We start from the raw sequence: 24,728 nt of genomic DNA, 5'->3' as shown, positions 1-24,728 counted from the left end.
CGTCCGAACCCCGACGCGAAGGGTCCGGTACATCAATTCAGCGCACAGATTTTTTGAGGGAGAACCAGATCCATGAAAAACACAACGAGGTTGGCATGCTGATGCGCGGTCTGGAAAAGCTGACAAGCGCAATCTCAGAAGTCATGGGCCGCATCGGCTGGTTTCTCATCTTGTATTGCATGGCGTTTGGCGTGTCGGACGTATTCATGCGCTATGTACTGAACGCGCCCTCCCAGTGGATCGGCACCACATTGCAAGCTGCGATGGTGTTGTTGGCCTGCACCGGCGGCGTCTATGCATTGCAGCATGACAGTTTCGTCAAACTCGACCTGTTTTATGCAAACGCCAGCAAGCGGTCAAAGGCGATTTTGGATGTCCTGACGGCACCGATTGCAATCCTGTTTCTGGTCGCATTGATCTGGAAGGGTTACGAAGCCGCATCGCTGTCTCTGATGCTTAATCAGAAGACCCCGACATCCATTCCGATCCCGATTTATCCGATCAAATTTGCGATCCCACTCAGCGGTGCAATGGTTCTCTTGGTGGTCCTGAAACACTTGCTCCGCGATCTGCAAACGATCTTCGGGCGCAGTTAGACACGCTGTTCTGGGCGCCTGCAAATACAAACGAAAATAGACTGATCCACTAACGAGGAGGAATTAACATGAAACCAAACAGGTTTGTGCACACAACCATTTGGGCAGGCGCCATAGCCGTGACCGCAAGCATTGCCGTCGCACAAGATGGGCCGCCGGATGAAGTAACCGAGTGGACCTTCCAGCCCGCATTTGACCAGACCGATGCCGGCTGGGACAATGGCCTGATCCCTTGGGTTGAAGCAGTTGAAAAAGCGACTGAAGGCACGGTCAAAATCCGTGTTGAGCCCGCAGGGGCGCTGGTCAGTGGTGCAGAGGCCTTTGGCGCAGCGGCGGCTGGTCTGACCGATGGTTACGCGGGCTGGGGTTCAGTCTATGGCGGCGACATGCCCGAAGGCATGCTGGCGTTTGGCATGGCCATGGGCGCCGACAACACCGAAGAAGCGTGGGAAGTGATGTGGGGCAACCCCGACTACCGCGTTGGTGACATCGTGCAAGAGGCCGCCAATGCGCGGAACCTGCAGTGGGCAGGCTGGACCAACCAGGGACCGAACGCAATGTTCACCAAGTTCCGGGTCGAAAAACTGGAAGATCTGGAAGGCCGCAAGATGCGCGCCGGTGGACCCCAGGCCATCTTTCACTCGACCATGGGCGGCGCGCCGGTCTCGATGAACGGTGGTGAGATTTACACCGCAATCAAACTGGGCACCATCGAAGGCACCTACTGGGATACAGGCGGCATCGATGACATGTCGTTCCAGGAAGTAATCGACTATGCGATCATGCCCGGCTGGAACCCTGCTCAGCACCAGGAGATCTTCATCAACCTGCAGAGCTGGAACGCACTGACCGACTGGCAGCGCGAAAAGATCAACGGAGTTTTCGAAGAAACCTATTTCGAAACCAGCCGCATGCATGCGGAAGGTGTCGAAGAAGCGCTTCAAATCCTGCGCGATGCCGGTGGTGAAGTAATCGAGCTGAGCGATGAAGAAGTTGCTCGTATGCGCGAGAAATCCATTGCCGAGGTTTGGCCGCAGGTTGCGGCCGCATCCGAGGGCAACGCCAAAGGCGTGGAAATCTTCAAGAGGTTCCTGGAAGACAAGGCGAACGCGCAATAATCCCGCGCAATGTCATCTTTCCAATATAGCTAAAACTCTTTCGCTGGCCCGATCGTCGGGCCAGCGGACCAGACGGGCGCATGTCAGTGTTAAAAGCACTGCTGACACGCAACCCGGCAAAGACCGCGCGAACGGCCACTAGGTAGGGAAACTAAAGATCATGAGCCTCGAACTAATTACAGCGCTGTATTTCTTAATACTGTTTGGGATCCTTTTCATGGGGCTGCCGGTTGCGTTCGGCTTGGGCGGAACAGCGGTTCTATTTGCCCTGGTTTTCGAACCTCGCGCGCTGTTGTCCGTGCCCAGTGCATTCTATTCAACGCCTTGGAATTCGGTACTGGTCACAGTGCCTTTGTTCCTGTTCATGGGCTCACTCATAAGATTTTCGGGGATAGCCGAAACGGCCTATGATGCCGTTTACAAGCTGATCGGCCACATTCATGGTGGTCTCGCGATGGGTACAGTTCAGGTCTGTACTGTTTTTGCTGCAATCACCGGCATCACGCCACCGGCGACCACCACGATGGGTCAAATCGCCTATCCTTCGATGATGCGCTACAAATATGATCGCCGTATCGCGATCGGTTGTATCGCGGCAGGCGGTGCGTTGGGTGCGCTGATCCCACCAAGCGTTCCGTTCATCTTCTATGGATTGCTCGCCAAGGTTTCGATCGGTGACCTGTTCATGGCGGGGTTGCTGCCCGGCCTGATGCTGGCCACGTTCTACACGATCTACATCGGCGTACGTTGTAAAATCCAGCCCGAGCTGGGCCCCGCCCTGCCCGCTGATCAGAAATTCACCCGCACCGAAAAACTGACCGCCGTTCTCAGCATCTGGCCGTTTGCCTTACTCATCATCATCGTTCTGGGCGTCATATGGGGCGGTATCGCAACACCGGCGGAAGCTGCCGCATTTGGTGCCGCAGGCGCCTTTGTCATCAACCTGATCTACGGCAAACTGACCTGGGAGGTGCTGAGGGAATCGTTGGTGTCCACCTTGAAGCTCAGCGGTATGGGGCTTTGGATTCTGATTGGTGCCACCGTCTATCTTAATGTGTTCAACACGCTTGGCAGCCAGGACCTGCTGACCAATCTGGTTCTTTCCATGCCCGGCGGTGCAACCGGCATCCTGCTGATGATGATGCTGATCATCCTCGTCTTGGGTATGGTGATGGATGATTGGGCCATCATCATGCTGTGCACACCACTGTTCATCCCGATTATCGACGAATTGGGGATCGACAAGCTGTGGTTTGGCGCGCTGTTCATCGTGAACATCCAAATCGCTTACCTGACACCTCCGTTCGGTTTTGTGCTGTTCTGGATCAAAGGGGTTCTGCCCAAGGATGTCAGCATGGGGGATGTCTACAATTCGGTTGGCCCGTTTGTGGCACTCCAGTTCGTTGGCCTGACACTGATCTTCATCTTCCCGCAGATCGCCACCTGGTTGCCCAACATCCTGAAATAATCCGGAGGTACAGATGTATAACCATATCCTCGTTCCAGTCGCCCCTGATCACATCAACGACTGTGCCAAATCTCTGGATGCAGCAAGCCGCTTGCTATCGGATGGCGGGACAGTATCGGTGCTGTCCGTTCTCGAAGAACTACCTTCGTATATCGGGTCGTACTTTCCACCCGAGCAGGTTCAGAAAAGCGTTTCTGATTTTGAGGACAAACTGAACGCATCGATGGAGTCTCCGAAGATCGGCACCCATGTTGTTACAGGTCATCCAACAAATTCCATTCTGGATTGGGCCGAGGAACACAAAGTGGACTGCATAGTAGTGGCGTCACACCAACCGGGCCTTTCGGACTATCTGATCGGTTCAACGGCGGCACGTGTGGTCCGTCATGCACATTGCAGTGTCGTGGTACTGCGCGACAAGTAGAGCAGAAGCATAACACCTGACAGGTGTTATGCGTGCAAGATGGCTGGCCAATGAGGCCAGCCATTGTCGTTCAGAACCCTTGCATCAGCATGTCTACGGCCACGGTGATCTGCTCGAAATCATCTTTCAGATGACCCACTGGTGATTTGAGGAGCCCCACAGGAACAGCAGCCATGAACTGGGTCACCATTACAACCTGCTCACCATCTATCAGGAACTCAGGGTTGAGGCGGGTCGCTGGTTTCGGCGCATGTGCTTTTGGTAAAAGCGGCACCACCATGCGGGTATTCAGATCGCTCAGAAGATCGGTTTGCACATCCAGAAGATAGCCATCGCCGGATGGGTTGTGGAATACATCGTATTTCGGCATCAGAACTGACGAAAGCCATCCAAGGGCAACCCGTGCCGTTCAACATACGAGTTTGAGCTTAGCAGTGCCTCCGCGTTTTCGGCCCTCCACTGTGCTGCCTTCGCAGCGGCAACGGCGGCACGCAATCCTTCTTCGGCGGCACGCGACAGGTTCACGTTCAGCGCTCTGGCCTCGGTGAGCAATGCGCTATCAAGTGATAGATTGGTCGGTTTGCGTGGTTGAGTGTTCATTCTTTCTTGGCCTCCATGTGCCTGAGAATATCAATATACTATATGCGCGTCAAATATGCGCATATCTCCTAAAGGACTTCTCTGGCTTCGTGGCTCGTTCTTATGGTATTTCATTCAATGCTTATTGAACGAGAACCTAACGATTTCGGTTGAAATCGTCCTCTCATCCCCCTAATCACGACCCTACCTCGGGGTGCGCTAAAGACCGCGCTGAGATGCTAATTGGCAAACCCGTTGAACCTGAACCGGCTAGAACCGGCGGAGGGAAAGGTACAGGTTTCATCCATCCTTACCCTCTCGCCGCATTGGAGGATGATATGAAACATCTGGCAATTGCTGCGGGAATACTGACTGCGACTTCGGCTGTGGCAGCCGATAAGCCCACGTTGACCGTATATACTTACGACAGCTTCGTTTCGGACTGGGGCCCCGGCCCGAAGGTCGAAGAGGCGTTTGAAGCGCAATGCGAATGCGACCTGAACCTTGTCGGCGTCGAAGATGGCGCGGCACTGCTGTCACGCATTCGGCTGGAAGGCGAAAACAGCGACGCCGATATTGTATTGGGTTTGGATACCAACTTGATATCGGCAGCTAAAGAAACCGGCCTGTTTGCACCTCATTCAGTCACTGCCGAGTATGCTCTGCCCATCGAGTGGACCGACACAGTTTTTGCCCCCTACGACTGGGGTTACTTTGCATTTGTTCACAATGCAGATTTTGCCGCTCCTAACAGCTTCCGCGAGTTGGCAGATAGTGACATCAAGATCATCATTCAGGATCCGCGTTCATCGACGCCGGGGCTGGGACTTCTGCTGTGGGTCAAGGCCGCGTATGGTGATGAAGCCCAAGAAATCTGGGCTGACCTTGCTGACAATATCGTGACGGTTACCAAGGGCTGGTCCGAGTCATATGGCTTGTTCCTTGAAGGTGAGGCCGACATGGTTCTAAGCTATACGACCTCGCCAGCCTATCACCTGATTGCCGAGGAAGATGCCAGCAAAGCAGCGGCAGCCTTTGACGAAGGTCATTATATGCAGGTCGAGGTTGCGGCCAAGCTGGCCAATTCCGATCAGCCCGAGCTGGCAGATCAGTTTCTGAACTTCATGGTGTCTGACGCGTTTCAGACGATCATTCCAACAACCAACTGGATGTACCCGGCCGTAACTCCATCTTCCGGTCTGCCCGAAGGTTTTGAAACTCTAACAATCCCTCAGAAGTCTCTGCTATTTGATCAGGACCAAGCCGCCATCGCGCGGGAACAGGCGCTTTCGGAATGGTTGGGCGCACTCAGCCAGTAAACCCACTCCCCGGTGTCAGTGCGGCGGCCATCGTTGCCGCACTGATATTGGGCACGTTGTTCATGGTGGCGGTGCAGGCAGATGCAGGCGGCGGGTTTGGTCCCGCCGACTGGGCTGCCTTACGCTTTACCCTGCTCCAGGCGACGCTCTCTGCAATGTTCAGCGCCGGTCTGGCTATTCCGGTCGCCCGCGCACTGGCGCGCCGCCGGTTCACCGGCAGGCGAGTCCTGATCACGCTGTTGGGTGCACCTTTCATCCTACCGGTCATCGTCGCCATTCTGGGATTGCTTCAGGTCTTTGGCCGGGCAGGATGGATCTCGGACGCGTTGGGCTATTTCGGTCTGCCGCCCATTCGAATCTATGGGCTGCACGGTGTCGTTCTGGCCCACGTATTTTTTAATCTACCTCTGGCAACACGCCTGATCTTGCAGGGTTGGCAGGAGATCCCTGCCGAGCGTTTCCGGCTAGCGGCCCAACTTGGGTGCGAAGGAATGGCAATGTTCCGTTTGATCGAACTGCCAATGCTTCGCCGCATTCTGCCCGGAGTGTTGGCCGTGATCTTCGCCATTTGCCTGACCAGTTTTGCGGTTGCCCTGACGCTGGGTGGAGGGCCGCGCGCCACCACGATTGAACTCGCGATCTATCAGGCCTTTACATATGATTTTGACTTAGGGCGCGCCGCCTTATTATCCGCTTTGCAACTTGTCCTGACTGCAGCGGCTGCGTTGGCAGCCTTAAAGTTCTCGCGCGGCGACGGGTTCGGTACCGGCCTGAATCGTGAGATCCGGCGCTGGGATGGCCGAGGACCACTGCTGGATGCGTTTTGGATTATCATCGCCGCCGCGTTCCTGCTGCTACCTCTGGCATCCGTCACGATTTCGGGTATCGCTGGGCTGTTTGAGATGCCGGTTTTGGTGTTCCGTGCCGCTATAATTTCAATCTGTGTTGCCGCCGCCAGTACCATGCTCCTATTACTGCTGGCACTGCCCATGGCGACAGCCGTCGCGACAGGCCGGTTCGGCATCGTCGAACTTGGCGGACTTCTTGGCCTCGCCGCCTCGCCCTTGGTCATTGGTACGGGTCTCTTTATTCTGATCCGCCCGCTGGCCAATCCGACAACTCTTGCGTTGCCGGTAACCGCGCTTGTGAACGCGGTCATGGCCTTGCCCTTCGCCCTTCGAATTTTGGTTCCCGCAGCGCGTGATGTATTGGAACGGCACGGGCGGTTGGCACTGGCCCTGAACATGAACAACTGGTCCTTTTTCTTGCGTGTCATGCTTCCGCGCCTGCGCCCCCAGGTCGGTTTTGCCGCGGGCCTGACGGCGGCACTGTCCATGGGTGATCTGGGTGTGATCGCCCTGTTTGCAGATGCGCAGATCGCAACGCTGCCCCTGCAAATCTACCGCCTGATGGGCGCCTACCAGATGCAGGCCGCAGCAGGAGGCGCGCTGCTGCTGCTTATACTATCGATGGGTGTTTTCTGGGTTCTGGATCGAGGGGGTCGCTGGCATGCTGAAGCTTGACAATTGCATCATCGCAAATGGCGATTTCCAATTAAGCGCTGACTTTGAGGTCAAGGCCGGATCCAGCGTTGCGATCATCGGTCCGTCGGGGGCAGGAAAATCAACACTTCTTGAAACTATCGCCGGTTTTCGAGACCTGAGAAGTGGGCACATCCACTGGAAGGATCATGACCTGTCGACATTACCACCAGGCAGTCGACCGATTGCAATGCTGTTTCAGGACGGAAACCTGTTTCCTCACCTGAGCGCCGAACAGAATGTCGCCCTGGGCCTAAGGCCCAATGGAGGTTTGACTGCAGACGACCAACACCACATTCAATCGGCCCTCGGCCGCGTTGGCCTGCAGGAAATGGCGGCCAGAAAGCCCGCCGAATTGTCAGGTGGTCAGCAAAGCCGCGTGGCGCTGGCGAGGATCCTTGTGCAAAAGCGTCAGGTGTTATTGCTCGACGAACCTTTCGCCGCCCTTGGCCCTGCCCTGAAAACAGAGATGCTCGATCTGGTCGCTGAATTAGTCGCCGAGACCAAAACCACCCTGCTTATGGTCAGCCACGACCCACGGGATGCGCTTCGGATAACCGACCAAACCGTATTGGTTGCGGATCAAATCGCACATCCACCTGCTGAGACCGAGACACTCTTCAACAATCCTCCGCCAGCGCTGCGCGATTATTTGGGCTGAATGAACTGATCCAGACAAGCGTCCAGCACCTCGTGCACACGCGGACCAATCTCGGGGGCCTCCGAAGCGCGCGGGCCTGCAATGTTCAGAACAGTAACAGGGTTGGCGCTCAGCCAATCCCGCACCTGTAGCGCGCAATTGGCCTCTCCTTTTCTGATGTCCACCACCAGATGCGGTTTTTCAGCATCAACTGCAAACTCAACCGTTTTCCGCGTGCCGGGACTGTCTGACCCGTCGATAAAAACAAGCGTGGCGTCACTGGCAAAGACGTTGAGCCTTGTCCGTTCAGCGACATCTTCAGACTTCGTTTCAACAAGCCCGCTGAGATGAGCCGGGATCAGCCCATCCTCATTTGTTCGACCCTTCGGCACCCAGCCGCCGTAAGGGATGCCGTTTGCGCGGGCAAACTCCAATGCGGCAGTGTCTACGCCGGTTTGTCCACCTGATACGATTTTCTGAACACGACGCCCGAATGGGATTCCGTCTTGCTCGTCTCCCTGCGTCAACGCGCAATACCAAATTGAAACGGATCATTCTGCGCAAAGAAGAGCTTACCCTCTGCCATCACATGCGCCTGGCCAGTTAGCTGGGGAACAATGCCTCCGCCCTGCCCCGGCTGATAGGACAGCCTGTACGAACTTCCGATGATGCTTTCCTGAACGATTTCTTCCCCAGCGGACAAGCGCCGACTGGCCGCGAGGCAGGCCAGCCGGGCCGAGCTGCCGGTGCCGCAAGGCGAGCGGTCATAGTCATCGTCGGGGCACAGAACAAAGTTTCTGCTATGAATACCTGCATTCGGTGAGGTGCCCTGAAAGATCACGTGATCAACCGGCTCGCCATTTTCGCCACCAACTTCTTGCGCAATGCAGGCTTCGCGAATTGCGATAGCCATGTCGGTCAGCGGGCGAATGTTCTCAGGCGCAATCGGGATCGGGCTTGGCTCGACAATGAAGAACCAATTGCCGCCATAAGCGACATCGCCGGTGACGGGGCCATACTCTGCAGTCTCGACCGTCACGGAATGATGTACGCGGCGGCTTTCAATGTTGGTGACCTGCACGGTGTTGGCGTCCAGCAGATCAATCTTAACCTCACCTACCGGAGTTTCGATTCGGTGCGCGCCAACCTCGATCTGTCCAAGATGCGCCAATGTTACGCCCAACCCGATCGTCCCATGGCCGCACATGCCCAGTACCGCATCCGCGTCAAAGTAGATCACGCCCGCTTTGCATTCAGCACTGACCGGTTCGACAAGGAGCGCCCCGACCATGCCGGGCTGGCCGCGCGGCTCCAGTAGAAAAGACTTGTAGAACCGCTCATGTTCCGTTGCCAGTCGCTTGGCGCGTTCAGCCAGTGATCCTGAACCCAGATCAGGCCCCCCTTCCAGAATGACCCGTGTGGGCATTCCACCGGTATGGCTGTCAATCACATGCATTCCGCAATGACCCCACCCTGACGAACCCAATCGGTAAACCACGACTTAAACAAATTGTACTGTTGCTCGCAGTAATTTCTCTGGGCGTCGGATAACACGTCGGTTTCATTGAAATGCAGGCGGTATTCTTCGTCGCCGTTCAGCACCAGCAGATGCTTGTAGTAAAGAACAAGATCCGTGCCTTCGTCAAAACTTGCCAGAACGCCAAATGCCTCGTCCAGTTCGCGCGCACGCAACCGTGCTTCGGCATGTCCCTCTGCTGCCTTTTTCGAAAGCGCCGCAAGCAACAATGCCTCTTTGGGCAGCGCCGTTCCTATCCCGGTGATCGATCCGGTGGCGCCGCAATTCACAAACCCATGGTAGACTTCAGTATCGACGCCTACCATCAAAGTGACCTGATCGTCCTGCGATGTAATATGTTCGGCGGCATAGCGCAGGTCGCTCTTGCCCCCGAACTCCTTAAAGCCAACCAAATTCGGATGCTCGGCCCGCAGTGCAAAAAACAAATCCGCACGAGTGGCAAACCCATAGACAGGGCTGTTGTAGATGATCGCAGGCACGTCCGGTGCCGCAGAAAGAATAGCCTTGAAATGGTTCTTTTGCGCGGCAACCGATGAGCCTCGTGACAGAACCCGAGGGATAACCATCAACCCTGCCGCGCCGACCTTCTGTGCATGTGCTGCGTGCGCCACAGCGGAATTCGAGTTGATGGCACCCGTCCCCACGACAACCGGCAAGCCAGCGTCGACCAGTCGTTCCACGCCCTCCATCCGTTGAGCATCCGTCAGAAGCGGCCAATCCCCCATCGAGCCACAATAGACGACAGCGGACATGCCGGCCGCGATCATCTCTTTGCCCTTTTTGACCAGCGCGTCAAAGTCAGGTGTCCTGTCGGCCTTACACGGCGTCATAAGGGCAGGCATAGTTCCAGTGAAAATAGTCCGGTCCATGAGATATCCGTTTGCTCAGGTTAGTATTGGTATTCTGCGCGAAAGCGCCGTGGCCTAACGTGTCATTCCAGCGAAACCCACAGGACCCTGGCGTCTTCCTTACTCGTAGAAATACAGCCATGCCCCATACCGCTATCGTAGTACAGAGAATCTCCGGGTTTCATCGGTAAGGGGCGGTAATGCTCGGATACGAATATCAACTCGCCACTGATAACGTACATAAATTCTTCGCCTGTGTGCCTGATCCAGTTCTCATATTCTGATATGTCACGCGCTTTTATCGTCGCGATATAAGGAAGCATTCGCTTACTGGTCAGGTCCGAGCACAGCAATTCATGCATGTAGGTCGGCGTATTTCTTATCTCGCCTTGCCCTTTCGGCGTAAAATCACGTCGCCCCGAAATTCCCGATTGGGCGGACTGCAAGAACAGCTGTGGCGTATTCATGTCCAAGGCCTGTGTCAGCCGCCGCACGATCTCGAAACTTGGACGTGTCTGGTTGTTTTCGATCTTTGAAAGTGTTGATCGACCGATTCCCGCTTCGCGCCCGGCCTCCTCCAGTGTCCAGCCTTTTGCGCGGCGTGCATCCCGGATCGACCGACCCAAAGCCGCCCCCTCGTCCTGTTCTTCCGGTCCGGCACCATCTTTCAGGTTGTCCTCAGACATGGGAATCTCCTTGTTTTATCAAAGCTTACTCATTTCCCCCGAGCCAAACAACTTTACTGTGATGAAATTTTTGTTGCCTTACGTACACTAATTCCACTATAGGAAACAAAATTTCGTACACTGGAAACGAGATTACAGGAGGAGATCATGTTCACAAAACCGCTCACCGAGGCTGATCCCGTCATCGCAGTATCGATCGCACGCGAGGGCATACGCCAGGCTGAACAGATCGAACTGATCGCTTCCGAAAACATCGTCTCTCAGGCAGTGATCGATGCGCAGGGTTCCGTACTTACAAACAAATACGCCGAGGGCTATCCGGGTCGCCGCTATTATGGCGGGTGTGAATATGTGGATGAGGTTGAGGCAGAAGCCATTGATCGCTTGAAGAAGCTGTTTGGCTGTGAATATGCAAACGTTCAGCCGCACTCAGGCGCGCAAGCCAACGGAGCGGTTAAGCTGGCACTACTCAGCCCAGATGACACGATTCTTGGTATGTCGCTGGATGCTGGGGGTCACCTGACCCATGGCGCAAAACCTGCCCAGTCCGGCAAGTGGTTCCGTCCGGTTCAATATGGCCTGACCCAGGCCGGGCTGATTGACTATGATCAGGTTGAAGAATTGGCGAAAGCCGAAAAGCCCAAACTGATCATTGCAGGCGCATCGGCCTATTCGCAAAAGATCGATTTCGCACGCTTCCGCGCCATTGCCGACGAAGTTGGCGCGTGGCTTCTGGCAGACATGGCCCACATCGCGGGCTTGGTTGCGACCGGCCTGCACCCCTCGCCCATCGGGCACGCACACATTGTTACGTCGACTACGCACAAGACGCTGCGCGGTCCGCGCGGTGGGATTATTCTTACAAACGATGAAGCGCTGGCAAAAAAGATCAACTCGGCTGTTTTCCCGGGTCTGCAGGGCGGCCCCCTGATGCATGTGATCGCAGGCAAGGCAGTCGCATTTGGTGAAGCGCTGCAGCCTGAATTCAAAGAATATATGCAGCGCGTTGTCGACAGTGCCTCGGCACTGGCCAACGTGATGATGGCGCGCGGGTGCGACATCGTTTCGGGCGGCACTGAAAACCACCTTATGCTGGTTGATCTGCGCCCAGTCGGCGTAACCGGCAAAGACGCCGAAGCCGCGCTGGAGCGTGCAGGATTCACCTGCAACAAAAACAGCGTTCCGGGTGATCCCGAAAAGCCCACTGTCACCAGCGGCATCCGTCTTGGTACGGCCGCAGGCTGCAGCCGTGGGTTTGGACCAGAAGAGTTCAAACAGATTGGCCACATGATCGGTGATGTGTTGGACGCGCTGGCACGATCGTCTGACGGTGACGAGACCGTCGAAAAGGAAACCCGTGAAAAGGTCCGCGCGCTCTGCGCAAGCCACCCGATCTACTGAAAGAAGACCAAATGACTTACGATCTTATTGTCATCGGGGGCGGTCCGGGCGGCTATGTCGCCGCGATCCGCGCGGCACAGCTGGGCCTGAAAGTCGCTTGCGTTGAAGGCCGCAGTGCGCTTGGCGGGACCTGTTTGAATGTGGGGTGCATACCCTCCAAAGCGTTGCTGACCTCCTCGGCCAAATATGCCGAACTTGCACATCTCTCCTCCCACGGTATTGCGGTCGAGGGGGCCAGCATCGATGTACCCGCAATGATGGGACGCAAGGACAAGATCGTAGGCGACCTGACCAAGGGCATTGCGTTTTTGTTCAAGAAAAACGGCGTTGATCTGATCGAAGGGTGGGCCAGTATTCCGGCCGCTGGTCAGGTCAAGGTGGGTGACGAAGTCCATGAGGCCAAGAACATCCTCATTGCCTCTGGTTCTGAACCTACCCCGTTGCCAGGGATTGAGATTGACGAGCAAGATATCCTCAGTTCGACGGGCGCGATTGCGCTGGAGAGTGTGCCCGAGCATCTGGTGGTGATCGGTGCCGGTGTCATCGGACTGGAACTTGGGCAAGTTTGGGCGCGTCTCGGAGCCAAAGTTACGGTCGTCGAATATCTAGACCGCGTGCTGCCCGGCATGGATGGTGAAATTGCCAAACTGGCGCAACGCGCGCTGTCAAAACGTGGCCTGAAATTCCAGCTGGGCCGGGCACTGAAATCCGTCGACAAAACGGATACTGGCCTGACACTAACTGTGGACCGCGTCGGCAAGGACAAAGAAGAAGTGATCGAGGCCGACAAGGTGTTGATCGCCGTGGGTCGCCGCCCAGTCACACGTGGCCTTGGCTTGGAAGAGCTGGGCGTGGCCGTGAACCAACGCGGTTTCATTGAAGTTGACGGCGCATTTCAGACATCTGTCCCGGGCATCTACGCCATCGGTGATTGCGTTCCCGGACCTATGCTGGCGCACAAGGCCGAAGAAGATGGTGTCGCCTGTATAGAAATGCTGGCAGGCGAAGCTGGCCACGTCGATTACAACACTGTTCCCGGCGTGGTGTACACCGACCCCGAAGTCGCCTCGGTTGGTTTGACCGAAGAAGCACTGAAAGAATCCGGTGCCGAGTATTCGGTCGGCAAATTCGCCTTCATGGCGAACTCGCGCGCGCGTTCGACCGGTGAAACAGACGGTGCAGTGAAGGTTCTGGCAGACCCGAACGGCCAGATCCTGGGTGCGCATATTTGCGGAGCCCATGGCGGCGATCTGATCGCTGAACTGGTTCTGGCGATGACAAAGGGCGCAACGGTGTCCGAAGTCGCTGCAACCTGCCATGCGCACCCGGCCATGGGCGAGGCCGTCAAAGAAGCCTGCCTCGACGCCCTGGGCCGCGCGATCCACGCATAAGGGAGACCAGCCAGATGACCATCCAGCTTCGTCCTCGCCACCCGGAAAAAGCCAAAAAGGCCGACAGTGTCATCCCGCGCAAGCCCAGGTGGATTCGCAAGAAAAAGGGCGACAGCGCTGAATACTATGAAACACGACGCCTCATGCGCGAGCATGATCTGGCGACGGTCTGCGAAGAAGCCGCCTGCCCCAATATCGGCGAATGCTGGTCCAAGCGCCACGCCACCATGATGATCATGGGTGAGGTTTGCACGCGGGGTTGTTCGTTCTGCAATGTCTCAACGGGTCGCCCGGATGCTCTGGATGTGTTTGAACCCGGGCGAGTCGCCGCCGCCGTCAAGAAGCTGGGCCTGCGTCATGTGGTGATCACCTCGGTCGATCGCGATGATCTGGCAGATGGTGGGGCCGAGCATATCGCTCAGACCATCCGTGCCGTGCGCCATCAGAACCCCGGAACGACTGTCGAGGTTCTGACACCCGATTTTCTTGGAAAAGGCACTGCGTCAGAGATCGTATTTGAAGCGGCGCCGGACGTTTTCAACCACAATCTGGAAACTGTGCCGCACCTTTATCCAACTGTGCGACCGGGTGCACGCTATTACACCTCGCTGCGTCTGCTGGATGATGCCAAACGCGCGAACCCGGAGCTTTTTACCAAATCTGGCCTGATGGTCGGGATTGGCGAAAGTCTGGACGATGTCCGTCAGGTCATGGACGACCTGCGCGCGGCCAATGTCGATTTCCTGACCGTCGGCCAATATCTGCAACCGACCCCTAAACACCATCCGATTAACCGGTTCTGGACACCGGAAGAATTTGCCCAACTGGAACAGATCGCGCGTTCCAAGGGCTTTTTGCACGTGTCGGCAACTCCGCTGACCCGATCATCGTTCCACGCGGACGAAGACTTTGCCGCCCTCAAGCAGGCCCGCCAGCGGGCTTTGGCGAACAGGGCATAAACCTAACGCAAATGGGAGGGAAACCATGGAAGCGTTAAATTCAATCGTAGGGGCCATCAATGGCGTCGTGTGGGGGCCGCTGATGCTGGTTCTCATTCTCGGCGTTGGCTTCTTCCTGCAGGTCGGCCTGAAGTTCATGCCGATCCTGCGCATTGGCACGGGCTTCAGCCTGCTGTTCAAAGGCCGCGAAGGTCAGGGCGAGGGCCAGATCAGCCCGTTCAACGCGCTGATGACCTCGCTATCTGCGACTATCGGTACGGGCAACATCGCTGGTGTGGCCACTGCTGTCTTCCTGGGCGGTCCGGGTGCCTTGTTCTGGATGTGGATGACCGCCCTGGTGGGCATGGCCACCAAATATGCCGAAGCTGTCTGCGCGGTGAAATACCGCGAAAAAGACGAGCTTGGTAACTATGTCGGCGGCCCGATGTACTACATCAAAAATGGCCTCGGCGCGAAATGGGCCTGGCTGGGTGTTGCATTTGCTCTGTTCGGCGCAATCGCGGCGTTCGGCATCGGCAACGGCGTACAGGCCAATGGTGTTGCACAGGTTCTGGAGTCGAACTTCGGCCTGAACACTTCGGTTACCGGCGCTGTCCTGATGGTTCTGACCGCGGCCGTGATCCTGGGCGGCATCACCCGCATCGGTGCGGTTGCAGGTAAACTGGTTCCGTTCATGGCGATTGCCTACATCGTCGCAGGCCTGCTGGTTCTACTGATCAACATCGGTAACATCGGCTCCGCTCTGTCGCTTGTTTTCACCTACGCCTTCACCCCGTCGGCCGCCGAAGGTGGTTTCGCGGGTGCTGCCGTTTGGGCCGCGATCCGCTTTGGTGTGGCACGTGGTGTTTTCTCGAACGAAGCCGGTCTGGGTTCCGCTCCGATCGCACACGCCGCAGCCGAGACCAAAGGTCCGGTCAACCAGGGCCTGATCGCGATGCTGGGTACGTTCATCGACACAATCATCGTCTGCACCATCACCGGTCTGGCGATCATCTCGTCGGGTGCGTGGACATCGGGTGAATCCGGTGCAGCACTAACCAGTCACGCGTTCGAACTGTCGCTGCCGGGTATCGGTGGGTATCTCATCGCCATCGCTCTGTCGATCTTTGCCTTTACCACCATTCTGGGCTGGTCCTTCTATGGCGAGAAATGTGTTGAGTTTCTGCTAGGCGTGAAATCCCTGATGCCCTACCGCGTCCTGTGGATCGTCATGATCTATTTTGGCGCAACAGCGGATCTGGGCTTCATCTGGCTGCTGGCCGATACGCTGAACGCGATGATGGCCATTCCGAACCTGATCGCCCTGGCGCTGCTGAGCCCGATCGTCTTCAAACTGACGAAAGAGTTCTTCGCTTCGGGCGGCAAGTCCGAAGAGCCAGGCGGCACACCCGCCGAATAATCTCGGATGAAAATACGGGGGGCCATCCCGGCCCCCCGGCTTCAAACAGAATTCCATTTCTCGAGGAGAGACGTGATGGCCACGAAAATCCTGCTGCCGATTGATCACACCGACGACCGTTCGTGGAAGAACGCCCTGCCGCTCGCACAAGAACAAGCAAAGTTCTACGGTGCCGAATTGCACGCGATTGCCGTCATTCCTGAGATCATCCAGTTGCCGAACCTGCCCGCCAACTATGGCGCAGGCGCAAAAGACCACGTGCGCAATGCGGTGCAGGCCATACTGGATCACAACGGTGCATCTGATGTGGCGATCCATATCGAAGAAGGCAGCGTCTATCGTGAGATACTGAAGCTCGCCTACAAAGAGGGCTTTGATCTGATCGTCATGGCTTCGACCAAAGGCGATTTTCCGAACTACGAGATTGGCCCGAACCTGGCCCGCGTCGTGCGCAACGCGCATTGCACCGTCACGGTTGTTCGCGACCAGTCCCGCTGATTGAAAGGTTAGTCTGATGACCGAACTAAAACGCACGCCTCTTCACGCTTTGCATGTTGAGTTGGGGGGTAAGTTGGTTGATTTTGCGGGATGGGAGATGCCTGTTCAGTATCCTTTGGGGATCATGGGAGAGCATAAGCAGTGTCGTGAGAAGGCGGCGGTGTTTGATGTGTCTCATATGGGTCAGGTTATTCTGCGCGGCGAGAATGTGGGCGAGAAGCTGGAAGCTTTGTGCCCGCAGGCTTATGCGACGCTGAAAGAGGGCAAGGCGCGGTACGGGTTCTTTACGAACGCAGAAGGCGGGATCATGGATGACCTGATCGTGTCGAACGCGGGCGATCATTACTTTGTGGTGGTGAACGCGGCGCTACGCCATCAGGACATTCCGCATATGCGTGAGCACCTCGAAGGCGTCGAAGTGATCGAGATTTTCGACCGCGCGCTGGTGGCGGTTCAGGGCCCTGCGGCGGAAAACGTTGTGGGCGAACTGTGCCCCGCCGCGCGGGATCTGAAGTTCATGGAAACCACGGTGGCCGAGATCAACGGCGTCGAATGCCGCATCTCGCGGTTGGGGTACACGGGCGAGGACGGGTACGAGATCTCGATCCCCGAAGACAAGGCGATCGAGATCACCAAGGCGTTTCTGGCGCATGAGGATTGCGAAGCGGCCGGTCTGGGCGCGCGCGACAGCCTGCGGCTTGAGGCAGGTCTGTGCCTTTATGGCAATGACATCGACCAGAGCACCTCGCCGGTCGAGGCCTCGCTGGGCTGGGCGATGCAAAAGCGCCGCAAGGAAGAGGGCGGTTTCCCGGGCGCGGCCCGCGTGCAAAAGGAACTGGCCGAAGGTCCCGCGCGCAAGCTGGTGGGCATCAAGCCCGAAGGCCGTGCGCCTGCGCGTCAGGGTGTGGAAGTGCGGTGCCTTGAGGGCAACAGCATCGGTCAGATCACCTCGGGCGTGTTTGGCCCCACGGTGGGTGGACCGGTGGCGATGGGCTATGTGAGCAAAGGCCATGGCGAGCCGGGCGAGAAGGTGAACCTGATCATCCGGGGCAAGCCGCAACCGGCTGAGATCGTGGCGCTGCCCTTCGTCAAACAGAATTACAAGCGTTGAAGTCAGGAGAGAGAGACATGGCAACCTATTATTCCGAAGAGCATGAATGGCTGAGCGTTGACGGCGACACCGCCACGCTGGGCATCACCAAACACGCCGCCGAGCAGTTGGGTGACGTGGTGTTCGTGGAACAGCAGGAAGCAGGCGACGAGTTCGAAAAAGGCGGCGAGATCGGCGTGATTGAATCCGTCAAGGCGGCGTCCGAGCTTTACGCACCGGTCGACGGCGAGATCACCGAGGTGAACGAGGCGCTGGCCGACAATCCCGGCGCGCTGAACGAAGACCCCGAAGGCGAGGCCTGGATCTACAAGATCAAGATCGCGGACGCCTCGCAGCTCGAAGACCTGATGGACGAGGCCGGCTACAAGGCCTTCATCGGTTAACTCAGGCGGCGGGTCCGTGCGCGGCCCCGCCCCTTCATCTGTTTCCAAATACTTCCGCCGGAGGCTCCTGCCGTCTCCGCCGGGCCTGACCTATCCTTGAGGAGCGCACACATGGCCTTCAAACTGACCGATTACGAAGCCTATGACTTCGCCAACCGCCGCCATATCGGGCCCAGCCCGACCGAGATGCGCGACATGCTCAAGGTGATCGGCTTCAAGACACTGGACGAGCTGATCGACGCCACCGTCCCGCCGGCGATCCGGCAGAAAGAGCCGCTGGACTGGGGTCCGGCGATGACTGAGCGCGATGCGCTCTTTCACATGAAAGAAGTGGCGAGCAAGAACAAGGTTCTGACTTCGCTGATCGGTCAGGGCTATTATGGCACCACCACGCCGGCGCCGATCCTGCGCAACATTCTGGAGAACCCGGCCTGGTACACGGCCTACACGCCTTATCAGCCCGAGATCAGCCAGGGCCGACTTGAGGCGCTCTTGAACTTCCAGACCATGGTCAGCGACCTGACCGGGCTGGACGTGGCCAACGCGTCCTTGCTGGACGAAGCGACTGCTGCGGCGGAAGCCATGGCGATGGCCAAGCGCGGTGGCCGGTCCAAGGCCAACAATGCAGCCTTCTTTGTCGACAAGAACTGCCACCCGCAGACCATCGCGGTGATTAAAACGCGCGCCGAGCCTCTGGGCATCGAGGTGCAGGTGGCTGATCCGGACACGCTGGATGCGGGCGCGGTCTTTGGCGCCATCTTCCAGTATCCGGGCACGCACGGCCATGTGCGCGACTTCACCAAGGAAATCGCGGCGCTGCATGAACACAAGGCGATTGCCATCGTCGCCGCCGATATCCTGTCGCTGGCGCTGCTGAAGTCGCCCGGCGAGATGGGCGCGGATATCGCCATCGGCTCGACCCAGCGCTTTGGTGTGCCGATGGGCTATGGTGGCCCGCACGCCGCGTATATGGCGACCACCGACAAGCTGAAGCGCTCGATGCCGGGCCGGATCATCGGTGTCAGCATCGACAGCCGGGGCAACAAGGCTTACCGCCTGGCGCTGCAGACCCGCGAACAGCACATCCGGCGTGAGAAAGCCAACTCGAACGTCTGCACCGCGCAGGCGCTGCTGGCGGTGATTGCCTCGATGTATGCCGTGTATCACGGCCCCGACGGCATCAAGGCCATCGCGCAATCGGTGCACCGCAAGACCTCGCGTATGGCCGCCGGTCTGGAAGAGGCAGGCTTTGCTGTGGAGCCGGAAGTGTTCTTCGACACGATCACGGTTGAGGTTGGCCATCTGCAGAAAACGGTCATGGAGGCCGCTGTGGCCCGGGGCGTCAACCTGCGTAAGGTCGGCGACACGAAAGTGGGCATCAGCCTGGACGAACAGACCCGGCCCGAGACCATCGAGGCGGTCTGGGGGGCCTTCGGCATCGACCGCAAGGATGACAGCTCAAACGTGGCCTATCGCCTGCCGGATTACGCGCTGCGCGAAAGCGAGTACCTGACCCACCCGATCTTCCACAAGAACCGGGCCGAGGCCGAGATCACGCGCTACATGCGCCGTCTGGCCGACCGCGACCTGGCGCTGGACCGGGCGATGATCCCGCTGGGCTCGTGCACCATGAAGCTGAACGCCACGATCGAGATGATCCCGGTCACCTGGCCCGAGTTCGGCAACCTGCACCCGTTCTGCCCCGAAGATCAGGCGCAGGGCTATCATGAGATGATCGATGATCTGAACGACAAGTTGTGCCAGATCACCGGCTATGACGCGATCAGCCAGCAGCCCAACTCGGGCGCGCAGGGTGAATACGCAGGCCTCTTGACCATCCGCAACTATCACTTCGCCCGGGGCGAAGGGCAGCGCAATGTCTGCCTGATCCCGACCTCGGCGCATGGGACCAACCCGGCCTCGGCGCAGATGGTCGGCTGGCAGGTTGTGCCTGTGCAGGCGGATGAGAAGGGCAACATTGATCTGAATGACTTCCGCGCCAAGGCCGAAAAGCACTCCGATCATCTGGCCGCCTGCATGATCACCTACCCCTCGACCCATGGCGTGTTCGAGACCACCGTGCAGGAGGTCTGCCAGATCACCCATGATCACGGCGGTCAGGTCTATATCGACGGCGCCAACATGAACGCCATGGTGGGTCTGTCGCGTCCCGGAGACATCGGCGGTGACGTCAGCCACCTGAACCTGCACAAGACCTTCTGCATCCCCCATGGCGGCGGCGGCCCCGGCATGGGTCCGATCGGCGTCAAAGCGCATCTGACCGAGCATCTGCCCGGCCACCCGGAATACGGCACTGCCGTGGGTCCGGTCTCGGCGGCGCCCTTTGGGTCGCCCTCGATCTTGCCGGTTAGCTGGGCCTATGTGCTGCTGATGGGCGGCGCGGGTCTGACGCAGGCCACGAAAGTGGCGATCCTGAACGCCAACTACATCGCGGCGCGGCTCAAGGATGCCTACCCGATCCTCTACACCTCGGAAACGGGTCGCGTGGCGCATGAATGCATCCTCGACACCCGCCCGCTGGACGAAGCGGCCCATGTCAGCGTCGATGACATTGCCAAACGTCTGGTGGACAGCGGCTTCCACGCGCCCACCATGTCCTGGCCGGTGGCCGGCACCCTGATGGTCGAGCCCACGGAATCGGAACCCATGGACGAGCTGGACCGCTTCTGCGACGCCATGCTGTCCATCCGCTCCGAGGCACAGGACATCATCGACGGCAAGATCGATGCGGAAAACAACCCGCTGAAAAACGCCCCCCACACGGTGCGCGATCTGGTCGGCGACTGGGACCGTCCCTACACCCGTGAACAGGCCTGCTTCCCCCCAGGCTCCATGGGCGTCGACAAATACTGGTCCCCCGTCAACCGCGTCGACAACGCATACGGCGACAGAAACCTCATCTGCACATGCCCGCCAATGACCGAATACATGGACGCAGCTGAATAAACCTTAATCAATAAACCCCCGCCAACTGGCGGGGGTTTTCGCCCATCGGAAACCTGTGTTCCGATCTGAGCCCATTTCCAGTGTCGTTTTCCGCTGATGAAGCGTCTTTTATGCTTGCTGCAGGTGCAAACGACCCATACCTCTGTGCGTGGGACACCCCTCCCCAACGAGGGGCGTGTATCTGGAAGGGTAATACACATGACTATCGAACAACCGGCGACGCGGCCGGCCAACCCGCGTTTTTCCTCGGGCCCCTGTGCCAAACCCCCCACATTTGATCTGACCAAACTGGCGGATGCCGCCTTGGGCCGCTCGCATCGGGCTGCTGTCGGCAAGGACAAGCTGAAGGCGGCCATTGAAGGCACGCGAGAGATTCTAGGCATACCGGCGGATTATCGCATCGGCATTGTACCAGCCTCGGACACCGGTGCGGTTGAGATGGCGCTTTGGTCTTTGCTGGGTGAGCGCAAAGTTGAAATGCTGGCCTGGGAAAGCTTTGGCGCGGGTTGGGTGACTGATGTGGTCAAGCAACTGAAAATCGACGCTGAATTGAAAACCGCCGAGTACGGGCAGATCGTCGATCTCGCGTCCGTCGATTTCGCCAACGATGTGGTGTTCACATGGAACGGAACGACTTCGGGTGTGCGGGTCCCAGATGGCGACTGGATTGCCGATGATCGTCAGGGTCTGACGATCTGTGACGCGACATCCGCTGCGTTCGCGATGGACTTGCCATGGGACAAGTTGGATGTGACAACGTTCAGCTGGCAGAAGGTACTAGGCGGAGAGGCGGCTCATGGGATGCTGATCCTGTCTCCGCGCGCGGTCGAGCGCTTGGAGAGTTACACCCCGTCATGGCCATTGCCGAAGATCTTCCGCCTGACCAAAGGTGGCAAGCTGATTGATGGGATATTCACCGGCGCGACGATCAACACACCCTCAATGCTCGCGGTTGAGGATTACCTTTTCGCGTTGGATTGGGCGCGTTCAGTCGGAGGTTTGCAGGGGCTGATTGCTCGTGCGAATGCCAATGCTGGCGCGGTTCATGCGTTCTGCGACCAAAATGACTGGATCGCCAATCTGGCCAAAGACTCGACAACTCAATCAAATACGTCGGTCTGTCTGAAGTTCACCGATACGCGCATTCAAGATGGTGCCGTTTTTGCCAAAGCCGTCGCCAAACGGCTTGAGGCCGAAAACATTGCGCTTGATATCGGTGCCTATCGCGACGCCCCTGCGGGTCTGCGCATCTGGTGCGGCGGCACGGTTGAGACATCAGATATCGAGGCGATGCTGCCCTGGCTTGCATGGGCTTTTGAAGCCGAGATTGCAGCGCAAACCGAAGCTGCCTGACCTTTTCTACCGGGCCGCATCCGGCCCGGACCTTCCACAATGTTCAAGGACCAAAAATATGGCTCCCAAAGTACTCGTCTCTGACAAGCTGAGCGAAACCGCCGTTCAAATCTTCCGCGACCGTGGCATCGACGTGGATTTCATGCCCGATCTGGGAAAGGACAAAGACAAGCTGGCCGAGGTGATCGGTCAGTATGACGGCCTCGCCATCCGTTCTGCCACCAAAGTCACGCCAACCATTCTGGAGAAGGCAGACAAGTTAAAAGTCATTGGTCGTGCCGGGATCGGCACCGACAATATCGACAAGGATGCGGCCTCGAAAAAAGGCGTGATCGTGATGAACACACCGTTCGGCAATATGATCACCACCGCCGAGCATGCCATCGCGATGATGTTTGCCGTGGCGCGGCAGATCCCCGAAGCCAGCACCTCGACCCATGCGGGTAAGTGGGAAAAGTCCAAGTTCATGGGGATTGAGCTGACCAACAAGACCCTGGGCGTGATCGGCGCGGGCAACATTGGTGGCATCGTATGCGAGCGTGCTTTGGGTCTGAAGATGAAGGTCGTCGCCTATGATCCCTACCTTGGCGAAGAGAAAGCCGCGCAGATGGGTGTGGAAAAGGTCGAACTGGACGAGCTTCTGGCCCGCGCTGACTTTATCACTCTGCACGTGCCGCTGACCGATCAGACGCGCAATATCCTCAGCCGTGAGAATCTGGCCAAGACCAAGAAAGGCGTACGCATTGTCAACTGCGCCCGTGGCGGTCTGGTCGACGAGGACGCGCTGGCCGAGGCGTTGCAATCTGGCCATGTGGCCGGGGCGGCATTTGACGTCTTCAGCGAAGAGCCGGCCAAGGACAACGTACTGTTCAACCTGCCCAACGTAGTCTGCACCCCGCATTTAGGAGCGGCGACCACTGAAGCACAGGAGAATGTTGCGCTGCAAGTGGCCGAACAGATCTCGAATTACCTGCTGACCGGAGCGGTCGAGAACGCACTGAACATGCCCAGTGTGACGGCAGAAGAGGCCAAGGTCATGGGGCCGTGGATCAAGCTGGCCGGGCATCTGGGCAGCTTCATTGGTCAGATGACGGATGAGCCGATCAAGGCAATCAACATCCTCTATGACGGTGTCGCTGCGAACATGAACCTGGCTGCGTTGAATTGTTCGGTCGTTGCCGGAATCATGAAGAAATTCAACCCCGAGGTGAACATGGTCTCGGCCCCGGTTGTCGCGAGAGAGCGTGGCATCCAGATATCGACGACCAATCAGGACAAATCCGGTGCGTTCGAAGGCTATATCAAGGTCACTGTGGTGACGGAAAAGCGTGAACGCTCAATCGGTGGCACGGTGTTCAGTGACGGCAAGCCGCGGTTTATTCAGATCAAGGGCATCAATATCGATGCCGAGATCGGGGCGCATATGCTCTATACGACTAACGAAGACGTGCCGGGCATCATTGGTGCTTTAGGACAGGCCATGGGCGAGAACGATGTGAACATCGCGAACTTTACTCTTGGACGATCCGAAGCCGGCGGTGAGGCGATTGCGTTGCTTTATGTTGATGAACCGGTACCAGCCGAGGCGCGCGCCAAACTCGCCGAGACAGGTCTGTTTACTCAGATCAAACCGTTGGAGTTTGACGTGGCCTGACGGTCGCTGTTGAACTTCTGTGACAGATTGATGCCCGCGCTTGTCCAAAGCGTGGGCATCGCCTTTTCAAAGTGCTGATTTTGCGCCAGAAGTGCGGCAATCACCATTGCCCGAGGGGAAGCTGATGACCAATCCGATCTACGCAATTGGAGATTTGCACGGCCGCGTGGATGAGTTCGAGCGCTCCTTGGCGCTGATCGAACGCGATGGCGGCCCCGATGCCGAGATCGTGTATCTGGGCGATTACGTTGATCGGGGCCCCGACAGCCGGGGCGTTCTGGATCGGCTGATCGCTGGTCGCGATGCGGGCAAGCGCTGGATCACTCTGCTGGGCAACCATGACCGGATGTTTTCATGGTTCCTCGAAGATGTCCCGCGTCACGATCCGCATATGTTGGTCGGATATCATTGGCTGCACGAGCGGTTGGGTGGTGTAGAAACACTACAAAGCTATGGCGTGTTATTCGATCAGCAGACTCGGCTCGAGGATCTGCATGCAACAGCGCGGGGTGCGGTTCCCGATGCGCATCGGATATTTCTACAAGGGCTCATCTCCATGCATCAAACGCGCGAGATTGCTTTTGTCCATGCGGGCATTCGGCCCGGTATTCCGCTGAGCGAACAACGGGAAAATGATCTGGTCTGGATCAGGCAAGCCTTTCACAACCACCGAGATCCGCATCCGAAACTGATCGTCCATGGGCATACACCGGTGGATCAATCAACGCATTACGGCAATCGCATCAACCTGGATAGCGGCGCAGGGTATGGCCGTCCGGTTGGCGTTGCGGTGCTCGAAGGACAGGATTGCTGGTTGTTGACGGACACGGGTCGCGTTGCGCTTTTGCCTTGAAGA

Annotated in this window: 24 protein-coding genes and 1 riboswitch; of the genes, 18 read left to right on the top strand and 6 right to left on the bottom strand. The window is 57.7% G+C overall.

All coding sequences use genetic code 11. The features are described from left to right. The first annotated feature begins 95 nt into the window (after positions 1–95). From ACR0I1_RS08800 to ACR0I1_RS08785, 4 genes are all read left to right on the top strand, one after another. Positions 96–596 carry a TRAP transporter small permease subunit gene (locus tag ACR0I1_RS08800; RefSeq protein WP_170393772.1) on the top strand — a complete coding sequence of 167 codons (501 nt, stop codon included), beginning with the start codon at positions 96–98 and terminating at the stop codon, positions 594–596. A 119-nt stretch (positions 597–715) separates the two neighbouring features. Further along, positions 716–1,714 carry a TRAP transporter substrate-binding protein DctP gene (locus ACR0I1_RS08795; protein WP_170625728.1) on the top strand — a complete coding sequence of 333 codons (999 nt, stop codon included), beginning with the start codon at positions 716–718 and terminating at the stop codon, positions 1,712–1,714. A gap of 160 nt (positions 1,715–1,874) precedes the next feature. Then, the gene (locus tag ACR0I1_RS08790) at positions 1,875–3,182 is read left to right on the top strand and encodes a TRAP transporter large permease (RefSeq protein WP_170393768.1); all 1,308 of its coding nucleotides are present in this window, start codon (positions 1,875–1,877) and stop codon (positions 3,180–3,182) included. A 13-nt stretch (positions 3,183–3,195) separates the two neighbouring features. Further along, positions 3,196–3,606 (top strand): universal stress protein, encoded by a 411-nt coding sequence (locus ACR0I1_RS08785; RefSeq protein WP_170393765.1) that lies wholly within the window; start codon positions 3,196–3,198, stop codon positions 3,604–3,606. A gap of 70 nt (positions 3,607–3,676) precedes the next feature. Here ACR0I1_RS08785 and ACR0I1_RS08780 read toward each other — a convergent pair whose 3' ends face one another. Continuing rightward, positions 3,677–3,976: a CcdB family protein gene (locus tag ACR0I1_RS08780; protein WP_170422515.1), complete on the bottom strand. Its 300-nt coding sequence runs from the start codon at positions 3,974–3,976 to the stop codon at positions 3,677–3,679. Next, positions 3,976–4,206: a type II toxin-antitoxin system CcdA family antitoxin gene (locus tag ACR0I1_RS08775; RefSeq protein WP_170422513.1), complete on the bottom strand. Its 231-nt coding sequence runs from the start codon at positions 4,204–4,206 to the stop codon at positions 3,976–3,978. The genes ACR0I1_RS08780 and ACR0I1_RS08775 overlap by 1 nt, the downstream gene beginning before the upstream one ends. A gap of 179 nt (positions 4,207–4,385) precedes the next feature. Then, a riboswitch (TPP riboswitch) is annotated at positions 4,386–4,491 on the top strand. A 32-nt stretch (positions 4,492–4,523) separates the two neighbouring features. On the opposite strand from ACR0I1_RS08775, the gene thiB reads away from it, so the two are divergent. The 3 genes from thiB to ACR0I1_RS08760 are packed head-to-tail and all read left to right on the top strand — an operon-like array spanning position 4,524 to position 7,706. Further along, complete coding sequence (thiB, locus tag ACR0I1_RS08770; protein ID WP_170562176.1) at positions 4,524–5,504, top strand: thiamine ABC transporter substrate binding subunit; 981 nt, start codon at positions 4,524–4,526, stop codon at positions 5,502–5,504. Continuing rightward, a complete protein-coding gene (locus ACR0I1_RS08765; RefSeq protein WP_480705955.1) occupies positions 5,480–7,027 on the top strand; it encodes a thiamine/thiamine pyrophosphate ABC transporter permease ThiP in 1,548 nt (515 codons plus the stop codon). Before thiB ends, ACR0I1_RS08765 begins: the two co-directional genes overlap by 25 nt. Then, positions 7,014–7,706: a thiamine ABC transporter ATP-binding protein gene (locus tag ACR0I1_RS08760; protein WP_480705953.1), complete on the top strand. Its 693-nt coding sequence runs from the start codon at positions 7,014–7,016 to the stop codon at positions 7,704–7,706. Before ACR0I1_RS08765 ends, ACR0I1_RS08760 begins: the two co-directional genes overlap by 14 nt. On the opposite strand, the gene ACR0I1_RS08755 is transcribed toward ACR0I1_RS08760, so the two are convergent. The 4 genes from ACR0I1_RS08755 to ACR0I1_RS08740 form a co-directional block, all read right to left on the bottom strand. Beyond that, complete coding sequence (locus ACR0I1_RS08755) at positions 7,694–8,212, bottom strand: putative molybdenum carrier protein (RefSeq protein ID WP_223118455.1); 519 nt, start codon at positions 8,210–8,212, stop codon at positions 7,694–7,696. The two genes, ACR0I1_RS08760 and ACR0I1_RS08755, sit on opposite strands and share 13 nt — an antisense overlap. Continuing rightward, positions 8,209–9,141 carry a 4-hydroxyproline epimerase gene (locus ACR0I1_RS08750; RefSeq protein ID WP_480705951.1) on the bottom strand — a complete coding sequence of 311 codons (933 nt, stop codon included), beginning with the start codon at positions 9,139–9,141 and terminating at the stop codon, positions 8,209–8,211. Before ACR0I1_RS08750 ends, ACR0I1_RS08755 begins: the two co-directional genes overlap by 4 nt. Next, complete coding sequence (locus ACR0I1_RS08745) at positions 9,132–10,091, bottom strand: dihydrodipicolinate synthase family protein (protein ID WP_223118457.1); 960 nt, start codon at positions 10,089–10,091, stop codon at positions 9,132–9,134. Before ACR0I1_RS08745 ends, ACR0I1_RS08750 begins: the two co-directional genes overlap by 10 nt. 62 nt (positions 10,092–10,153) lie before the next feature. Then, positions 10,154–10,756, bottom strand: a complete 603-nt coding sequence (locus ACR0I1_RS08740) for a helix-turn-helix domain-containing protein (protein WP_170393747.1) — start codon at positions 10,754–10,756, stop codon at positions 10,154–10,156. 147 nt (positions 10,757–10,903) lie between these two features. Between ACR0I1_RS08740 and glyA the strand changes: the two genes are divergently transcribed. The 11 genes from glyA (at position 10,904) to ACR0I1_RS08685 (ending at position 24,725) form a co-directional block, all read left to right on the top strand. Then, complete coding sequence (gene glyA / locus ACR0I1_RS08735; RefSeq protein WP_480705948.1) at positions 10,904–12,157, top strand: serine hydroxymethyltransferase; 1,254 nt, start codon at positions 10,904–10,906, stop codon at positions 12,155–12,157. Between the two features lie 11 nt (positions 12,158–12,168). After that, positions 12,169–13,548: a dihydrolipoyl dehydrogenase gene (gene lpdA, locus ACR0I1_RS08730; RefSeq protein WP_480705946.1), complete on the top strand. Its 1,380-nt coding sequence runs from the start codon at positions 12,169–12,171 to the stop codon at positions 13,546–13,548. 14 nt (positions 13,549–13,562) lie between these two features. Next, entirely contained in the window at positions 13,563–14,507 is a 945-nt protein-coding gene (gene lipA / locus ACR0I1_RS08725; RefSeq protein WP_480705944.1) for a lipoyl synthase, read from the top strand. A 25-nt stretch (positions 14,508–14,532) separates the two neighbouring features. Next, positions 14,533–15,906: an alanine/glycine:cation symporter family protein gene (locus tag ACR0I1_RS08720; RefSeq protein WP_480705942.1), complete on the top strand. Its 1,374-nt coding sequence runs from the start codon at positions 14,533–14,535 to the stop codon at positions 15,904–15,906. A 75-nt stretch (positions 15,907–15,981) separates the two neighbouring features. Next, positions 15,982–16,404 (top strand): universal stress protein, encoded by a 423-nt coding sequence (locus ACR0I1_RS08715; RefSeq protein ID WP_170393736.1) that lies wholly within the window; start codon positions 15,982–15,984, stop codon positions 16,402–16,404. A 16-nt stretch (positions 16,405–16,420) separates the two neighbouring features. After that, the gene (gene gcvT, locus ACR0I1_RS08710) at positions 16,421–17,515 is read left to right on the top strand and encodes a glycine cleavage system aminomethyltransferase GcvT (protein WP_480705940.1); all 1,095 of its coding nucleotides are present in this window, start codon (positions 16,421–16,423) and stop codon (positions 17,513–17,515) included. 17 nt (positions 17,516–17,532) lie between these two features. Beyond that, a complete protein-coding gene (gcvH, locus tag ACR0I1_RS08705; RefSeq protein ID WP_170393732.1) occupies positions 17,533–17,898 on the top strand; it encodes a glycine cleavage system protein GcvH in 366 nt (121 codons plus the stop codon). A gap of 111 nt (positions 17,899–18,009) precedes the next feature. Further along, entirely contained in the window at positions 18,010–20,865 is a 2,856-nt protein-coding gene (gene gcvP / locus ACR0I1_RS08700) for an aminomethyl-transferring glycine dehydrogenase (RefSeq protein WP_170663326.1), read from the top strand. Between the two features lie 198 nt (positions 20,866–21,063). After that, complete coding sequence (locus ACR0I1_RS08695) at positions 21,064–22,218, top strand: phosphoserine transaminase (RefSeq protein ID WP_480705938.1); 1,155 nt, start codon at positions 21,064–21,066, stop codon at positions 22,216–22,218. Positions 22,219–22,276: 58 nt separating this feature from the next. After that, positions 22,277–23,872, top strand: coding sequence for a phosphoglycerate dehydrogenase (serA, locus tag ACR0I1_RS08690; RefSeq protein WP_480705936.1), 1,596 nt, complete (start codon positions 22,277–22,279; stop codon positions 23,870–23,872). 124 nt (positions 23,873–23,996) lie between these two features. Further along, complete coding sequence (locus ACR0I1_RS08685) at positions 23,997–24,725, top strand: metallophosphoesterase family protein (RefSeq protein WP_480705934.1); 729 nt, start codon at positions 23,997–23,999, stop codon at positions 24,723–24,725. Positions 24,726–24,728: the final 3 nt, after the last annotated feature.

It is taken from the genome of Ruegeria sp. B11 (assembly GCF_056539785.1).
Note: the sequence above shows the minus strand (reverse complement) of the source record. Positions and strands in the feature narration are given on the sequence as shown.

Excerpts from the sequence above, each read along its gene's own strand:
- ACR0I1_RS08760 (WP_480705953.1), top strand. The coding sequence starts at position 7,014 with ATGCTGAAGCTTGACAATTGCATCATCGCAAATGGCGATTTCCAATTA.
- ACR0I1_RS08715 (WP_170393736.1), top strand. The coding sequence starts at position 15,982 with ATGGCCACGAAAATCCTGCTGCCGATTGATCACACCGACGACCGTTCG.
- ACR0I1_RS08800 (WP_170393772.1), top strand. The coding sequence starts at position 96 with ATGCTGATGCGCGGTCTGGAAAAGCTGACAAGCGCAATCTCAGAAGTC.
- lpdA (WP_480705946.1), top strand. The coding sequence starts at position 12,169 with ATGACTTACGATCTTATTGTCATCGGGGGCGGTCCGGGCGGCTATGTC.
- ACR0I1_RS08785 (WP_170393765.1), top strand. The coding sequence starts at position 3,196 with ATGTATAACCATATCCTCGTTCCAGTCGCCCCTGATCACATCAACGAC.
- thiB (WP_170562176.1), top strand. The coding sequence starts at position 4,524 with ATGAAACATCTGGCAATTGCTGCGGGAATACTGACTGCGACTTCGGCT.
- gcvT (WP_480705940.1), top strand. The coding sequence starts at position 16,421 with ATGACCGAACTAAAACGCACGCCTCTTCACGCTTTGCATGTTGAGTTG.
- glyA (WP_480705948.1), top strand. The coding sequence starts at position 10,904 with ATGTTCACAAAACCGCTCACCGAGGCTGATCCCGTCATCGCAGTATCG.
- ACR0I1_RS08750 (WP_480705951.1), bottom strand. The coding sequence starts at position 9,141 with ATGCATGTGATTGACAGCCATACCGGTGGAATGCCCACACGGGTCATT.
- gcvH (WP_170393732.1), top strand. The coding sequence starts at position 17,533 with ATGGCAACCTATTATTCCGAAGAGCATGAATGGCTGAGCGTTGACGGC.
- gcvP (WP_170663326.1), top strand. The coding sequence starts at position 18,010 with ATGGCCTTCAAACTGACCGATTACGAAGCCTATGACTTCGCCAACCGC.
- ACR0I1_RS08740 (WP_170393747.1), bottom strand. The coding sequence starts at position 10,756 with ATGTCTGAGGACAACCTGAAAGATGGTGCCGGACCGGAAGAACAGGAC.
- ACR0I1_RS08685 (WP_480705934.1), top strand. The coding sequence starts at position 23,997 with ATGACCAATCCGATCTACGCAATTGGAGATTTGCACGGCCGCGTGGAT.
- ACR0I1_RS08775 (WP_170422513.1), bottom strand. The coding sequence starts at position 4,206 with ATGAACACTCAACCACGCAAACCGACCAATCTATCACTTGATAGCGCA.
- ACR0I1_RS08765 (WP_480705955.1), top strand. The coding sequence starts at position 5,480 with ATGGTTGGGCGCACTCAGCCAGTAAACCCACTCCCCGGTGTCAGTGCG.
- serA (WP_480705936.1), top strand. The coding sequence starts at position 22,277 with ATGGCTCCCAAAGTACTCGTCTCTGACAAGCTGAGCGAAACCGCCGTT.
- ACR0I1_RS08745 (WP_223118457.1), bottom strand. The coding sequence starts at position 10,091 with ATGGACCGGACTATTTTCACTGGAACTATGCCTGCCCTTATGACGCCG.
- ACR0I1_RS08695 (WP_480705938.1), top strand. The coding sequence starts at position 21,064 with ATGACTATCGAACAACCGGCGACGCGGCCGGCCAACCCGCGTTTTTCC.
- ACR0I1_RS08780 (WP_170422515.1), bottom strand. The coding sequence starts at position 3,976 with ATGCCGAAATACGATGTATTCCACAACCCATCCGGCGATGGCTATCTT.
- ACR0I1_RS08790 (WP_170393768.1), top strand. The coding sequence starts at position 1,875 with ATGAGCCTCGAACTAATTACAGCGCTGTATTTCTTAATACTGTTTGGG.
- ACR0I1_RS08720 (WP_480705942.1), top strand. The coding sequence starts at position 14,533 with ATGGAAGCGTTAAATTCAATCGTAGGGGCCATCAATGGCGTCGTGTGG.
- lipA (WP_480705944.1), top strand. The coding sequence starts at position 13,563 with ATGACCATCCAGCTTCGTCCTCGCCACCCGGAAAAAGCCAAAAAGGCC.